The sequence below is a fragment of the Stenotrophomonas sp. STEN021 genome, from assembly GCF_056760175.1.
Genome location: NZ_JBRREH010000106.1, coordinates 1 through 14,932 on the forward strand (window position 1 = coordinate 1; position 14,932 = coordinate 14,932).

Annotated in this window: 11 protein-coding genes and 1 pseudogene; 4 read left to right on the forward strand and 8 right to left on the reverse strand. The window is 63.8% G+C overall.

Going from position 1 to position 14,932, the window contains the following annotated elements:
• Nucleotides 1–116: 116 nt before the first annotated feature.
• Nucleotides 117–659, reverse strand: coding sequence for a DUF6630 family protein (locus tag ACVOL0_RS18240; protein ID WP_481550277.1), 543 nt, complete (start codon nucleotides 657–659; stop codon nucleotides 117–119).
• 142 nt (nucleotides 660–801) lie between these two features.
• On the opposite strand from ACVOL0_RS18240, the gene ACVOL0_RS18245 reads away from it, so the two are divergent.
• Nucleotides 802–1,050, forward strand: a complete 249-nt coding sequence (locus tag ACVOL0_RS18245; protein WP_481517905.1) for a DUF3297 family protein — start codon at nucleotides 802–804, stop codon at nucleotides 1,048–1,050.
• A 172-nt stretch (nucleotides 1,051–1,222) separates the two neighbouring features.
• On the opposite strand, the gene ACVOL0_RS18250 is transcribed toward ACVOL0_RS18245, so the two are convergent.
• Both ACVOL0_RS18250 and ACVOL0_RS18255 read right to left on the reverse strand, forming a co-directional pair.
• Nucleotides 1,223–2,869, reverse strand: coding sequence for a Na+/H+ antiporter (locus ACVOL0_RS18250; RefSeq protein ID WP_481550278.1), 1,647 nt, complete (start codon nucleotides 2,867–2,869; stop codon nucleotides 1,223–1,225).
• Between the two features lie 206 nt (nucleotides 2,870–3,075).
• A complete protein-coding gene (locus ACVOL0_RS18255; protein ID WP_481550279.1) occupies nucleotides 3,076–3,870 on the reverse strand; it encodes a DODA-type extradiol aromatic ring-opening family dioxygenase in 795 nt (264 codons plus the stop codon).
• A 101-nt stretch (nucleotides 3,871–3,971) separates the two neighbouring features.
• Here ACVOL0_RS18255 and ACVOL0_RS18260 point away from each other — a divergent pair.
• A pseudogene (locus ACVOL0_RS18260) lies at nucleotides 3,972–4,878 on the forward strand (LysR family transcriptional regulator).
• Here ACVOL0_RS18260 and ACVOL0_RS18265 read toward each other — a convergent pair.
• Nucleotides 4,870–7,782 carry a bifunctional diguanylate cyclase/phosphodiesterase gene (locus ACVOL0_RS18265; RefSeq protein WP_481550285.1) on the reverse strand — a complete coding sequence of 971 codons (2,913 nt, stop codon included), beginning with the start codon at nucleotides 7,780–7,782 and terminating at the stop codon, nucleotides 4,870–4,872. The pseudogene ACVOL0_RS18260 and the gene ACVOL0_RS18265 overlap by 9 nt on opposite strands.
• A 354-nt stretch (nucleotides 7,783–8,136) precedes the next feature.
• On the opposite strand from ACVOL0_RS18265, the gene ACVOL0_RS18270 reads away from it, so the two are divergent.
• Nucleotides 8,137–10,242 (forward strand): M13 family metallopeptidase, encoded by a 2,106-nt coding sequence (locus tag ACVOL0_RS18270; RefSeq protein ID WP_481550280.1) that lies wholly within the window; start codon nucleotides 8,137–8,139, stop codon nucleotides 10,240–10,242.
• A gap of 96 nt (nucleotides 10,243–10,338) precedes the next feature.
• On the opposite strand, the gene ACVOL0_RS18275 is transcribed toward ACVOL0_RS18270, so the two are convergent.
• Nucleotides 10,339–11,265, reverse strand: coding sequence for an oxygenase MpaB family protein (locus ACVOL0_RS18275; protein WP_481550281.1), 927 nt, complete (start codon nucleotides 11,263–11,265; stop codon nucleotides 10,339–10,341).
• 331 nt (nucleotides 11,266–11,596) lie between these two features.
• On the opposite strand from ACVOL0_RS18275, the gene ACVOL0_RS18280 reads away from it, so the two are divergent.
• Nucleotides 11,597–12,199, forward strand: coding sequence for a hypothetical protein (locus tag ACVOL0_RS18280; RefSeq protein ID WP_481518011.1), 603 nt, complete (start codon nucleotides 11,597–11,599; stop codon nucleotides 12,197–12,199).
• A gap of 47 nt (nucleotides 12,200–12,246) precedes the next feature.
• Here ACVOL0_RS18280 and ACVOL0_RS18285 read toward each other — a convergent pair whose 3' ends face one another.
• Genes ACVOL0_RS18285 through ACVOL0_RS18295 form a run of 3 tightly spaced genes read right to left on the reverse strand, consistent with a single transcriptional unit; the run spans nucleotide 12,247 to nucleotide 14,708 of the window.
• Nucleotides 12,247–12,576, reverse strand: a complete 330-nt coding sequence (locus tag ACVOL0_RS18285; protein ID WP_481550282.1) for a hypothetical protein — start codon at nucleotides 12,574–12,576, stop codon at nucleotides 12,247–12,249.
• Between the two features lie 28 nt (nucleotides 12,577–12,604).
• On the reverse strand, nucleotides 12,605–13,378 hold the full coding sequence (locus ACVOL0_RS18290) for a LytR/AlgR family response regulator transcription factor (RefSeq protein WP_481550283.1): 774 nt from the start codon (nucleotides 13,376–13,378) through the stop codon (nucleotides 12,605–12,607).
• Entirely contained in the window at nucleotides 13,368–14,708 is a 1,341-nt protein-coding gene (locus ACVOL0_RS18295) for a histidine kinase (protein ID WP_481550284.1), read from the reverse strand. The genes ACVOL0_RS18290 and ACVOL0_RS18295 overlap by 11 nt, the downstream gene beginning before the upstream one ends.
• Nucleotides 14,709–14,932: the final 224 nt, after the last annotated feature.

Consider the following 14,932-nt stretch of genomic DNA (forward strand, 5'->3'; position numbering starts at 1 on the left):
CCGGGTTCTGTGCCCCCCCCACCCCCCCCCACGCTCGTATCCCGTGCGGTGGCCCACACCCACTGCGCTGCCCCTTTCCGGGCCTCGCGGCTAACGCCGCTCCTACAAAAGCCCGCTTAGAACGGATCGCTGCCCGGGCGGACTTCGACACCCAGCAACGAACACAGTGCCAGCATCGCTTCGTCGTCGCGGCTCAGTGCCACCCAGCCTGCGTAGGCGTCGCCACCGGTATTCCAGTTCCACACCGTGTAACCGTGTTCGCGCAAGCGGTCATGGGCGGTGGTCATCAACATCGGCACGTCGAGGTCGTCGGTGAAGTCTTCATCATCGAAGTCACCGCCCCAGGCGATGGTCAGATTCCAGCGCGCGGCCATTTCGTCCAGCGCGGCGACGAAGGAATCGGTGTCCTTCCAATCCACATAGAAACCTGAACGCCAATCGATGGCGTCCTTCAGATCCCACAGCCATTGCTCGTCGCTGGCGTCATCCTCGGCACCGGCGCGCGTTTCGCGCCAGGCGTCGAACTGCTGCAGCGCCCCGTCTTCATCACCGGGATTTATCAGCCACAGCAGGTTCCAGACCCGCGCAGGGTGGTCGTCTTCGTCAAAATCCGGGCGCAGTTCGTCGGAATCTTCGTAATCGGCGCTGTTGTCAGGCATGGGGCGGTTTTCCACTACGTATTGGCGCGCATTCTGCCGCTCCCGGGCTGCCAACGGAAGCGCTCGAAGCACGAAGCATTGGCCACAGCGGTTATCCTGTGCGGCAGAAGTCGGCCACGGTGGCCTGCACCCAAGAATCACGATGAGCGATACCCCTCCCGATCATTTGGCGATCAACCCGCAGAGTCCGTTCCACAATGCTGAAGCCCTGCAGCGTGGTGTTGGCGTCCGTTTCAACGGCATCGAGCGCGATGACGTGGAAGAGTATTCCGTGCAGGAAGGCTGGATCCGCGTACAGGCCGGCAAGGCCCGCGACCGCCGTGGCAACCCGATGACCCTGAAGATCAAGGGTACGGTTGAGCCGTATTTTCTTGAGTTGAAGAACGCTTAAGAGCCAAAGGCTGCATTTTCAGCCAGGAGCTTCCCCTCACCCCAACCCCTCTCCCGCGAGCGGGAGAGGGGCTAAAGCGGGATTGCTTGCGCTCTGAAAGCCCCTCTCCCGTTTACGGGAGAGGGGTTGGGGTGAGGGGAAGCTTCCAGCTGAAGAACCCCACAACACCCCCTCAATCCCGCTGCCGCGTCTCCAGCAGGTCCAGATTACGGATCAGCTTGCGCGCGATCTCATCAGACACCTGCCCGCGTCGCGTAAGCCGGAACAGCTCCTCGCGCTCGGCGTTCAAGCCGGCCGAACGCAGGCTGCGATAGGCCTGCTCCATGCGCCGCACTTTCTCCGGGTCTTCATCCGGGCCCTGACCCTTTTCCAGATTGCGCTGGTACAGCAGGCTCACCCGCGCCGCAGCGTCATTGAGCAGCTGCACGGCACCAGTGGATTGGCCTTCCACCAAGGCCTGCCGCGCTTTCTCAACCGCCGCCAAGGCCGCCTTGGACGAGGCCCTGCGGGCAAGATCTTCCTCGCGCCGGCTATCGTCGTCCTTGGGCAACTCCAGGCCCTTGAGCAGACGCGGCAGCATCAGGCTGGCGGCGACCAACGACACCAGAATCACCGCAGCGGCCAGGAAGATCACCAGATCACGCGCCGGGAACGGCTCGCCACCGGGCACCATCAGTGGCAACGTCAACACGCCGGCCAAGGTGATCGCGCCGCGCACACCGGCCACCGACATCGCCAGCACCACCCGCCATGAGGTACTGGTCGTTTCTTTTTCGCCGCGCATCCGCGCCCGCAGCAGGTTCCAGCGCAGCGACAGCCACACCCAGACCAGTCGCAACACCACCAGCACGGCATTGATCGCCAATACATAAACCAGCAGCCACCAGGCGCTGTGATGACCGGTCACTGACATGGTCTCGATCGCGCGCTCAACAATGCCCGGCAACTGTTCACCTAGCAGCACGAAGATGATGCCGTTGAAGCTGAACTGCACCATGTTCCACACCGCATTGCGCTGCACGCGCATGCTGCCGCTGATGCGGCCGGTCAGCTCCACATAGCTCATGGTGACGCCAGCTGCGACCGCAGCAAGGATGCCGGATGCATGCAGTTCTTCGGCCAGCAGATAGGCGGCGAACGGAATCAGCAGGTTGACCAGCAACGCAGCGCCGGGCTCTTCACCAAAACTGCGCCACAACCAGCGCTGGAAGGTGGACACGCCCCAGGTCACCGCCACGCCAATGGCCAGGCCGGCAAAGGCCACCCACAGGAAGGTCAGCGATGCCTGCGCCAGCGAGAACGAGCCGGTCATCACCGCCGCCACCGCAAAACGGAAGCAAACCAGACCGGAGGCGTCGTTCAACAGCGACTCGCCTTCCAGAATGTGCATCAGCCGCTTGGGAATAGGTACGCGTGAGGCAATCGCGCTGACCGCCACCGGATCGGTTGGCGAGATGATCGCGGCCAGTGCGAACGCCACTGCCAACGGCATCGATGGAATCATCCAGTGGATCAGCAGACCGGCACCCAGCACGGTGAACACCACCAGCCCGAACGCCAGTTCCAGGATCGCGCCCTTGTCGCGGAACAGGCCCTGTTTGGGAATGCGCCAGCCATCCAGAAACAGCAGCGGCGGCAGGAACAGCAGGAAGAACATGTCCGGCTCAAGCGCATGGCCGCGATTGAACACACCCGCAATCAGCGCGCCCAAGCCGATCTGCACCAAAGGCAACGGCAATGAGAAGGGGAGGATTCTTACCAGATAGCCACTGGCGACAACCGCCACCAGCATCGCCAGAACTACTTCAATCGTGTGCATGCCCGTTCCACGGATTCACTACCACGACAGCAGGCTGCCGACACTGGCAGTGGCGGATGAATACCGGGAAATTACCACAGCAATCAGGCGATGCTGATGTCGATGTGCTTGATCATTGCTCACAATCGCATCACGCCAGCACCAGATCACTCAGCGTGCAGCGCTGGTCCCTGCCCTGCACGCCAAACTGTTGCCTGCAAGCTTCATCAGGCCTTTCCGTCGAAGCGATAGATATCCATTGCCAGGAATCCCATGTCGATACCGGCATCGATCCGCTGCGCACCAAGCTCATCGCTGCCGGCCGCGCCCATCGCGAAGTACAGTGGCAATAGATGCTCGTCGGTGGGATGCACCTGCGCCGGGAACGGCGCCTGCTGGCGGTAGTCGAACATGGCCGGAAGGTCATCGGCCTCCAGCTTCTGCTCCACCCATTGAATGAACGGACGCACATACGGCGCCTCCTTGCCGTCCTGGTAATTGCGCCAGTCATGCAGGTTGTGGGTGATGCTGCCCGAGCCGACCAGCAGCACGCCCTGCTCACGCAGCGGCGCCAGCGCACGGCCCATCGCAAACTGATGCTTCGGGCCCAGCCCCGGCTGAATCGAGACCTGCAGCACCGGGATATCGGCCTCCGGGTACAGGTAGCGCAAGGGCACCCAGGCACCATGGTCGAGCCCGCGTTGCGGATCGATGCTCGGCTGCAGGCCGGCATCGGCCAGCCGCTGGGCCACGTCCTGGGCCAGCGCCGGGGCACCCGGTGCCGGGTACTGCAGCTGGTAGAGCTCTTCCGGGAAACCGCCAAAGTCGTGGATGGTCTCCGGCCGGGCTGCCGCCGATACCTGCGGCGCGCGCCGCAGCCAATGCGCCGAGGCCATGACGATGGCGCGCGGCCGCTGCATCCCGGCAGCCAGCTCGGCCAGGCGCGGGCCAACCAGCCCCGGCTGCAGGGCGGTCATTGGTGAACCATGCGAGATGTAGAGGGAAGGCAGCTGACTGCTCATCGTGGGCTCCCTGACGAGGTTTGGAGAGCGCACAGGTTATTGCTTGGGGCAGCGGCAACAAATAATCTCGACAGCAACGTTTTATTGCGGAAATGGAAACAATGGACACCATCGATGCCATGCGGGTATTCGTCGCGGTGGTCGAACGCAACGGCTTCAGCGCCGCCGCCGACGCCTTGGACATTTCCACCGCCGCCGTCACCCGCCAGGTCGCCGCGCTGGAAAAGCGCCTGTCGACCCGCCTGCTCAACCGCACCACACGCCGGGTCAGCCCCACCAGCACGGGCGCGGCCTACTATCAGCGCTGCGTGCAACTGCTGGCCGAGTTCGATGAGCTGGAGGCCTCGGTCGGCGCGCAGGCGCTGCAGCCTTCGGGGCGGCTGCGGATCAATGCGCCGGTCAGCTATGGCATCGCCCGCCTTGGCGCGCTGCTGCCGGCCTACAGCGCGCGTTACCCGCAGGTTGAGCTGGATCTGCAGTTGTCCGACCGCCTGGTGGACATGGTCGAGGAAGGCTTCGATCTGGCCATCCGCATCACCCGCCAGCCTGCGCCCAACCTGATCGCCCGGCATCTGGCCCAGGTCCGCATCCGTCTGTGTGCGGCACCGTCCTACCTTGCTTGCCCGTCGCGGCACGCCCGCCACACCGCAGGATCTGGCCGGCCACGAGTGTCTGTCCTATACCTACTCCGCTGCCGGCGAGACGCTGCAGCTGCAAGGGCCGCAAGGCGAGGTCAGCATCGCGCTGCAGCCGCATCTGCGCGCCAACAACGGCGAGGTACTGCGCGAAGCCGCCATCGCCGGCATGGGCATCATCGCCCAGCCCGATTTCATCATCGACCAGGCACTGGCCGATGGCCGCCTGGTGCCGGTGCTACCAGAGTGGGAGGTGCCTGCCATCGGCATCTACGCGGTCTATACCAGCCGCAGCCATCTGGCACCCAAGGTGCGCAGCTTCATCGATTATCTGGTCGAATGCCTGGACGAGGACGCCGCTCGCTCAGACTGAGCGGCTGTCTGCCAGCATCGTCAGTACCTGCTCCAGCGGCATCGGCCGGCCCAGCAGGTAACCCTGCACCTGGTCGCAGCCATGTGCGGCCAGCCAGCGCCGCTGGCCCTCGGTCTCCACGCCCTCGGCGATCACCGACAAGCCCATGCTGTGGCCCAATGACAGCAGGGCGCGGCAGATGGCAGCGTTGCGCGGATTGGTTTCGACATCGCTGACAAAACCACGGTCGATCTTCAGCGAATCCAGCGGCAGATGCTGCAGATACGACATGCTGGAGAAGCCGGTACCAAAGTCGTCCAGCGCCACGCCCACGCCATTGGCGTGCAGGTGGCCAAGGGTCTGCAGCGCTTGGGTGGGATTGCGCATCAGCACGCTCTCGGTGAGCTCCATCTGCAGCGCACCGCGAGCCAGGCCGTGGTCCTGCATCGCACGGCTGAACTCGCCGACCAGGTCACTGTTGAACAGCTGCACAGCCGACACATTCACCGCGATCGGCAAGTGCTGCCAGCCGGCGGCAGACAATTGTTTCTGCGCACGCGCGGCGGCGTGGATCACCCAGCGGCCCAGCGCGATGATCAGACCGGTGTCTTCGCACAACTGGATGAAATCGGCTGGCGCGATGAAGCTGCCATCGGCCTGCGGCCAACGCAGCAAGGCCTCCAGCGCCACCGGGCTGCCCTCGGAAGCATCCATGATGGGCTGGAAGTGCAGCAGGAATTCACCGCGATCAATCGCCATGTGGATGCGCCCGGCCAGCTGCAGCCGCTCGGTGTAATGCGCCGCCATGCCGCTGTGGAAGTGCAACAGCGCCACACCAGCTTCGCGCGCGGCGTGCGCTGCCTGCGCGGCGCGGCCCAGTACCTGCTCGGCCAGCTCGCCGTCCTGCGGGCAGCTGGCCACGCCGATGCGCGCTTCCAGCTGGTGATAGGTATCGCGGCCACGGATGGGCTCGGCCACCGCCGCCAACAAGGCATTGAGTGCCATCTGCGGATCGCCCTCGCCTTCGATCGCCAGCACGAAGTCCTCGGCCGGCTGGTGCGCCAGCAGGCCATAACGGGCGGCCAGGCCCCCCAGCCGCACCGACACCGCGCGCAGCGCCTCCTCACCGGCATCGCGGCCCAGCGTATCGGTGATCATCTGCAGACCACGCAGTTGCACGTGGGCGATGGTATAGCCGCGGCTGCCTGCATCCAGGCGCTCGGACAGCGCGCGTACGGTCAGCAGGCCGGTGCCGGCATGGTGACTGGCGCGGTAGGCCAGTTCGTTCTCGTAGCGCAGCCGCTGGCTGACATCTTCAGCCAGCACCAGGCAGGCATTGCGGCCGGCGAACTCCAGCTTGGCGAAGTGACCCTGCACGTGGAAGGCGCTGCCGTCCTTGCGCAGATGGGTGCTGACCTGCAGGCCAAGCAGCTCGCCGCTCAAGGCGCGTCCTGCACTCTGGCGGATTTCATCCCACTCCGCCGCAGGCCGGATGTCGAGGATGGACATCGCCAGGAATTCGTCGCGGCTATAGCCGTATTGGTCGATCGCGGCCTGGTTCACTTCCAGGAAGCGCAGGGTAATCAGGTCGAAGATCCAGAACGGCGCCGGGTTGCGATCGAATACCAGCCGGAACTGGCGCTGCGCTTCCTGCGCGCGCGCCTCGGTGTTGACCCGCTCGCTGATGTCGACCACCGCACCCGCCAGGCGCTTGCTGTCACCTGCATCGTTGACCAGCTCGCCGCGCGCGGACAGCCAGCGCAACGAACCATCGCCACTGCGCAACCGGAACATCGCGTTCAAGGCCCCCTTGCCGGCCAGCGCGCGCACCAGCATGTCCTTCAACCAGGCGCGGTCTTCCTCGTGCACCCGCGCCAGAAACCCTTCCAGCGAGGTGCTGCGCCCGGCCACGGCCAACATCTGCTGGGTCAGCGCCGACCAATACACGATCGGTCTTTCACCATGGATGGACCACGTGCCAACCTTGCCAACTTCATGTGCCAAAGCCAGCTCGGCATTGCCGGCCTGCAACTCTTCGCTGAGCTGCTGCTGGTGACGGGCACTGCGATCGACGCGGTACAACAAGTAGGCGAACCCGGCCAGATACAGCAGGTAGATGCCGATGGAGGCGTACAGCAGCAGGTACCAACCCGCCATCACCTCGCGGTAGGACAGCGACGCATACAGGCTCAACGGGAAGTCGGTCGGCACGCTCACCGCGGCGATGCGGCGTTGACCGTCATACGGACTGGTCACCACACCGCGCTTGAGAACGCTCGGCGACGGCTGCAGAACCTTCATCGGCCGCGCCAGCTTGTTGCCCACCAGTTTGCCCGGGTCTCGGCTATGGGCCAGCAACTGCCCGTACCGGTTGCCAATGGAGGCAGTGCCATCGCGGCCCAGATCCAGACCGCTGACCACCTCCTGGAACGCCCCCAGCCGCACCCGCGTCAACAGCCATTGGCCCGGTTGCACCTGCAAGGCGGCACGCAGCACCCAATGTTTGTCGGCGGTCTGCTCCAGGGCACCAAGATAGAGGCCGCCATTGAGCAGGCGGTTTTCCGGAACCACCCAGTTCTGCAAGGTGAGATCACCCACCCCCGCCGAAAGCGGCACGCCGCGATCATCCACCAAGGTGATGGAAGCAAGGTCCTGGTTGCGCTCCAACACACCACGCAGGCTGGCCTCAAACAAAGCAGGCGCCTGATCAGGCACCTGTCGATAGAACTCCCGCGTATCACTGGCGGTGCCGCGCAACGCGCGTTCCCAGGTCACCAGCTGCGCGCGCAACAGGCGGCTGCTGCCGCTGGCCAGCGCGGCCGACTGCCGCTGCGCCGCCTCGAGCCGGCTGTTGCGGTCGTTCCACAACATGCTGATCATGCCGCCCGCCAACAGCAAACCCACCGCCACACCGGCAATGATCATGACCCGCAATGGATGAGCCGGCGTCCGAGTCACCGGTGAGTCCAACGTAGCAGTAGGCGGAAAGCTGGCATTGCGTATGTTGGTCCTGGCATCACTACAACTAGGAACCGGCAGGTGGGGACCTGCAACGGTCGCATGCGAACACCACATACTCCACCCTGCCAATGTCTCCCCAGACACCATCTGCAGCGTGTTCGCTCAAGCATGCAGCACAATCACCATCGGCGTGAAGAGTGCGTGACCAATTTTCTCGCATTCCCCGTACTTGTGCACATTCGTCAAGTGCCAGAATCAATATCTTTCTGAACGGAGGTCGAGGTCTAGACTTGTCACACCCATCCTTCGGATACCGTCATGGCTCTGCAACGTTCTCTCCTGGTACTGGCAATCGGCACCGCACTTGCTCTGAGTGGCTGCGAAAAAAACGCCAACGCGCCCGCCGCTGGTAGCAACGCAACGCCGGCGGCCGCCACCGCCGTCGCCAAACCACAGCTGGGAAGCTTTGGCTTCGATGCCGACGGCATGGACCGCAGCGTCGCTGCCGGCGACAACTTCTACGACTTCGCCAATGGGCAATGGGTGCAGCGCACCGAAATTCCGGCCGATCGCTCCAGTTATGGCAGTTTCAATGTGATCGCCGAGAAAACATTGGCCGACACCCGCGCCATCATGGAAGAGGCCGGCAAAGCCAACCCCGGCGAAGTCCGCAAGATCGGTGATTATTACGCCGCATTCATGGACGAAGCCGGCATCGAAGCGCGCGGCACCGCGCCGCTGCAACCGGCACTGCAGGCCATTGCCGGTATAGCCGACAAGCCGGCGCTGGCCAAGGCACTGGGCGCCAGCATGCGCGCCGACGTGGATCTGCTGAACGCCACCAACTTCTACACCCCGCACCTGTTCGGCGTGTGGGTATCAGTGGATCTGCTGCAGCCCGATCGCAATGCGCCCTATCTGGTGCAGGGCGGCCTGGGCATGCCCGACCGCGACTTCTACCTGCAGGACGGCCGCATGGCCGAGCTGCGCAAGGCCTATGAAGGCTATGTAGCCAAGCTGCTGGAGTTGTCCGGTGACAAGGATGCGGCCGCCAAGGCAGCGCGCATCGTCGCGCTGGAAACCAAGATCGCCCGCGCCCACGCCACCCAGGAAGAAACCAACGACGTGCAGAAGGGCGCAAATGCCTGGAAGCAAACCGACCTCACCAGCAAGGCACCGGGCATGGATTGGAAGGCCTTCCTGGAAGGCGCCAACCTGGGAGCGCAGCAGGACTTCATCGTCTGGCAGCCCAAGGCCGTCGCCGGCCTGTCCAAGCTGGTCGCCAGCGAGCCGCTGGATGTCTGGAAGGACTACATGGCGTTCCACGCACTGGATGAGGCAGCCACCTACCTGCCCAAGGCCTTCGCCGATGCCCACTTCGCCTTCCATGGCACCGCGATGAGCGGCACCCCACAGCAGAGCGATCGCTGGAAGCGTGCGGTGGCCGAGACCAACAGCGCGGTTGGCGAGGCCGTTGGCAAGATCTACGTCGAGCGCCACTTCGATGCCGCCACCAAGGCGCGCGCCGATGAAATGGCCAGGAACATCATCGCCGCCTTCGCCAAACGCATCGATGCGCTGGAATGGATGTCGCCGGAAACCAAGGCGCACGCCAAGGCCAAGGTTGCCGGACTCAAGGTGGACATGGGCTACCCGAGCAAGTGGCGCGACTACAGTGCACTGGACGTGAAGCCGGACGATGCACTGGGCAACGCCCAGCGCGCCTCGCTGTTCGACTACCAGCGCAACATCGCCAAACTCGGCAAGCCGGTCGACCACAGCGAATGGGCGATGCTGCCGCAGACCATCAATGCGATGAACGTGCCGCTGGAGAACCGCCTCGTATTCCCGGCGGCAATCCTGCAGCCGCCGTTCTTCGACGGTGCCGCTGATGATGCGATCAACTACGGTGCCATCGGCGCGGTCATCGGCCATGAAATCAGCCACGGCTTCGACAATGCCGGTGCGCTGTTCGACGAAACCGGCAAGCTGCACAACTGGTGGACGACGGAGGACCTGAAGAAGTTCAACGCCGCCGGTGATGCACTCGCCATGCAGTTCGACAGCTACGAGCCGTTCCCGGGCGTACACGTCAATGGCCGCCTCACCCTTGGCGAGAACATCGCCGATGTCGCCGGTCTCGGCACGGCCTATGACGCTTATCGCCTGTCACTGCAGGGCAAGCAGGAGCAGACGCTGGAAGGCTTCACCCCGGACCAGCGCTTCTTCCTTGGCTTCGCCCAGGCCTGGCGCAGCAAGGCGCGCGAGCAGGCGCTGCGCAATTCGCTGCTGACCAATGTGCACGCACCGGGACAGTTCCGTGCCTTGACCGTGCGCAATGTGGATGCGTGGTATCCGGCGTTCGAGGTCAAGCAAGGCCAGAAGCTGTACCTGGCGCCCGAGAAGCGGGTGAAGGTCTGGTAGTGGCTTTGCGCTCCCTCCCTTTGGCCGAAGGCCAAGGGGAGGGTTGGGGAGGGGTCGCCTTTTGCTGGTAACGCCCCTGCCGAGCATGGCTCGGCACTACGCCAGAGCGGGCCAGGCCGAGAGCACCGCTGGGTCCTGCCCTACCCGCTTGCAGGCGCGGGTCGAAATGCCATCGTTCAAGGCAATCCGGAACAACGGCGCCACGCTGCGCAGCACCCGCGCCGCCACCACCGATTGCAATTGCTGACCACGACTACGGCCAAGCAATTGCACCGCCCAGTCCGGCAACAAGGCCGCACCCGCCGCCAGAAACACATCGCGCGACACGCCCGGCAGGGGCACCGGCAAGCGCACTTCACTGAGTACGTCCAATACCTCACGCGAACGTGCATCCATGCTCAGCTGCGATTGCTGTGCCTGGAAGTACTCACGCACCTGTGCTTCGCTGGCTGGTACATCGCGCGCGCCAAGCGCTTCGGCCACACGCCGGTATTCGTTGTAGTAGCGATCGGCAATAGCGGCCGGAACCTCACGGCAATAGCGCCGGCATCCTTCCAGGAAGCCATAGGCTTCGGTGACATGCACCCAAGTCAGCAGTTGCGGATCGTCGGCGGCATAGGTCCGGCCATCGGGCAGCGCGCCCACCACCTGCGCATGAATTCGCCGAACCTTGGTGATCAACTTCTCGACCTCGGCGGCCGGCGCATAGCTGGTACCGGCCACAAAACTGGTGGTGCGGCGCAGCCGCCCGACCAGATCCTCGCGAAAGTTGGAGTGGTCATAGACGCCAGCCAGGGCCCGCGGGTGCAGCAGCTGCAGCATCAGCGCGCACAGCCCGCCGGCCAACATGCCGGGGAACTCGGAATGAATACGCCAGGTGACGCTGCCAGGCCCGAACCAACCTGGATCACCCAGTGGCGTGTCGTACTCAACGCCATTCTGGTTACGTGGAAAGGCGTCCAGCACCCAGCGACGGATATGGGCGGTGGCGGCGGCGGAGACAGGGCTGAACAGGGATGACATGGCGCCTATCGTACCGGTCCGGCTGCGCAGCTGGCTGACTTGAGCAGTCGATCCGGCCCCCGTACAGCCGCCGTCAAGGCCCGTGGCTAGCCAGGGAAACCTCATGTGCGGATGCAGCAAAAAATTCAAGGAAAACTGAAACGTCCTTCGGCCTGGACGATGACGCACCGCAAAATTTCCACGCTGTAACAGCGTTGCGGCAAACACCGTCGGTCAATTCTTCGCACTGCCCCCATTGCCAAGCACGACGAAAGTGCTAGAACTGAGCCTGCCTGACCGCTTCAACCTGCATCCGTCGCTCGTTCCAGCAAGTATCTGCAAGGAGCTCAACATGATCGCACTGTTCAAAGGTTTGGGATTGCTGCTGCAAGACAACGAGCTGTACAACAGCCCGTTCGAGAAACAGGTCGATCATTGGAAGAACCTGAGCGATCAGCAGATACGCGAGGAAGTGTCGGTGCTGGCCAAGGCCAAGTGCCAATGGCTGATGGCCTCGATCGTGCTGTGGCAGGCATCGTCATTGCTGATCCTGGGCTTGATCACCAACTACCTGTGGCGCGATGACTTCCATATCACCTTCACCCGCGTGGTGATCGTGCTCGGCTCGTGGGTGTCGATCCTGTTCGTGATCTGGTTCATGGCCAACATGTTCGACCATACCGCCGGTTTCGAGCGCTGGATGAAGGCCTTCAACAGCCGCGCCCGGATCAGCTCCGATGCCGACAGCGTGGATGAAGTGGCCGAAGCGCTGGAGATGGCCAAGCACTACCCGGAAGTGCTGGATTACAAGCAAGCCGTCACCAGCACCCGCGAGCTGCGCCATGAAGACGTGCGCATCATGCGTGAATTGGGCCGCATGCGGCAGCATTCGGAGCTGGTCGGCAAGCTCAATCACATCGGCGACGATGGCTTGCGGCTACAACCTGCGTTCTGAGCCCGTCGCGCTCCCTGAAACCCATCGCCGCGCTTGTCGCGGCGATTTTATTTCTGCAGGGTGACCTGCTGGGAATACCCGCTGGGCAGGCCACTCAACTGACGGGTGGTGCCGACCACCACAACAAATTCGCCCAGGCTTTCACGCCGGCACAGCTGTGCATCGGCTGCGCCACTGCAATGCTCACGGTACAGCAGATAATTGCAGCGACCACTATCACTCTGCAGGCACTGGAAGCGGCTGATGCCATTTTTCACGGTGGTGCGGCTGAGCAGACTCTGTTCACCGCTGATGCGGGTCACCGAGGTCTGCCCGGGGGTTTCATGGATGCCCAGCATCGACAGCAGGCTGCCGATCAAAACTGTCAGGTAATGCATGGCAATACTCCGGCAAGCGGGGGCGGCATCACATGCCGCGGAACAGACTCATGAAGGGTTGGCTGACCACCAGCGTTTCACTGCGCTGTTTCAGCCGTAATACGCCGCGGCCGCTGTCATCGCGACTCACCGCTGCTACCGCCTTCATGTTGACGATGGTGGCGCGGTGGATCTGCCGGAAACTGTTGGCGTCCAGCGCAGCAGTCAGCTCACGCAGTGAGCTGCGCAGCAGCAGTTCTTCCTCGGCGGTGACCACCACGGTGTACTTGCTGTCGGCGCGGAAATACAGCACTTCGTCCAGCATCACCAAGCGGGTTTCACGGCCATTGCTGGCGGTGATCCAGGCCAACGGCGGCGCGGCCAACGGCGCGGCAGGCTGCCTTGCCAGCTGCTGCAGCAGACGCTCCAACACGCCAGGATCGGCGTTGCCGGTTTGCCGACGCGCCAGCACACGCTGACGGGTAGCCAGCAGGCGCTCATCGCTGACCGGCTTGAGCAGGTAGTCCACCGCGCCCTGCTCGAACGCACTGATCGCGTACTGGTCGTAGGCGGTGACGAATACCACCTCAGTCTGCGGACTCAGCTGTTGCAGCGCGCGAGCTACATCCAGGCCGGTGATACCCGGCATGCGGATATCAAGGAAGGCCAGACTGGGCTTATGCGTTTCCAATGCTTCCAGTGCGGCGGCACCGTCTTCGCACTCGGCAACGATATCGAGCTCCGGCCATAGCCGCTGCAGCTGGGCCACAAGCGCCTGACGCAGCAGCGGTTCGTCTTCGGCGATGAGCGCTTCAAGATGCACGTGGCAGCTCCGGTATGTTCACTGTTGCCTGCACGGGCGCGTTGTCCACCTTTGTGACGGCGGCTGCGGCAGTGGCCATTGGCGGCGGCGAAGCAACACACTTGGGCAGGTTGATGGTGGCGGCCATGCCGCTGGGGAAGTTGGAGACCAGCGCAAGCGTGGCCTGTTCGCCGCAGCTCAGGCGCAGGCGTTCGCGCAGGTTTTTCAGGCCGATGCCGGTGCCGCTGTTGTCGGTACTGATGCCCTGGCCATCGTCGGCAACGGTGATCGTGAGCTGACCGTCCAGTTCGCGTGCCAGTATCCACACCGTGCCGCCACCGCTCTTGGGCTCCAGCCCGTGCTTGATCGCGTTCTCGACCAGGGTCTGCAGCGACATCGACGGCAGGCTGACGCCATGCAGGGACTCGGGAACATCGATCTGCAGGTTGAGTCGCGAGCCCATGCGGATCTTCAGGATTTCCAGGTAGGCCTGCACGCGCTCCAGCTCCTGCCCCAGCGTGGACACCGATTGGTCGATGCCCGGCAAGGAGCTGCGCAGGTATTGGATCAGGTGCCCGAGCATCTGCTCGGCGCGCGCCGGGTCGCTGCGGGTCAACACCTGTGCATTGGCCAGCGTGTTGTATAGGAAATGCGGCTCCACCTGTGCATGCAGCAGGTTCAAGCGGGCGACACTAAGCTCCTTTTCGGCCTCGGTGCGTGCAGCCTGCTCGCGTTCTTCGCGGCGCTGCTGGGCGACCTTGCCGCTCAGGGCATGAGTGATGGCTTCAGCGTTTTCGTAATTGCTGCCTTCATCCAGCAACAGCAGGTCGACCCAGGCACCGGCATCGGGCTCAAGCAGCAGCGTCACGCTGCAGGTATCCACCCCGGGGGTAACGCGTGCGGTGATCTGGTTACGTTTGATTGCCAGCCTAGCCAACAGGTTCCAGCGTGACGGCGGACGATCACCGTAGGGGTCAGCGCGACGCTGGGTAGCACGCAGCTGCAGGGTGCCTGCCGAACGCTCGAACTGCTCGATGCGCGGCATCTGCCCGATCACCTGCTCCAGCAACGCGAACGCGGTAGCGGCATCCAGCGGCAGCTCCACCTGGCGCCGGTGACGATTGCCCAGGGTCTGCGTGTCCAGGCGGTCGGCAATCAGCGAAACGCGGCGGACGTGGCCGGCAATGGCGCTGAGATTGAACACCATCACCGTCATCGCCAGCAGGCCAAAGATCCAGCCCGGCGGCTCGTCCATGCCACTGAACAGGCCGCTCCACAGGAAGCCTGCGGCGATAAGCGTCAGCGCCCATGCCAGGAGGATGCGGAAACCAAGAAAGAGGCTGGCGAACATGGGGCAGTCACCGTGGGGATTGGGGTCGAGCATAGGCCCCGCCGTTCAGGCTGCAAGCGGCCTGCGACGAAACCCGGAAAAGGGCGACCAAACGCGGATTGGCCGGGATGGAAGAGCCGGCTGGAGTAGTGCCGAGCCATGCTCGGCAGCGGCTTTCCCGGTAAGGCCCAGGTAGTGCCGAGCCATGCTCGGCAGCGGCTTTCCCGGTAAGGCCCAGGTAGTGC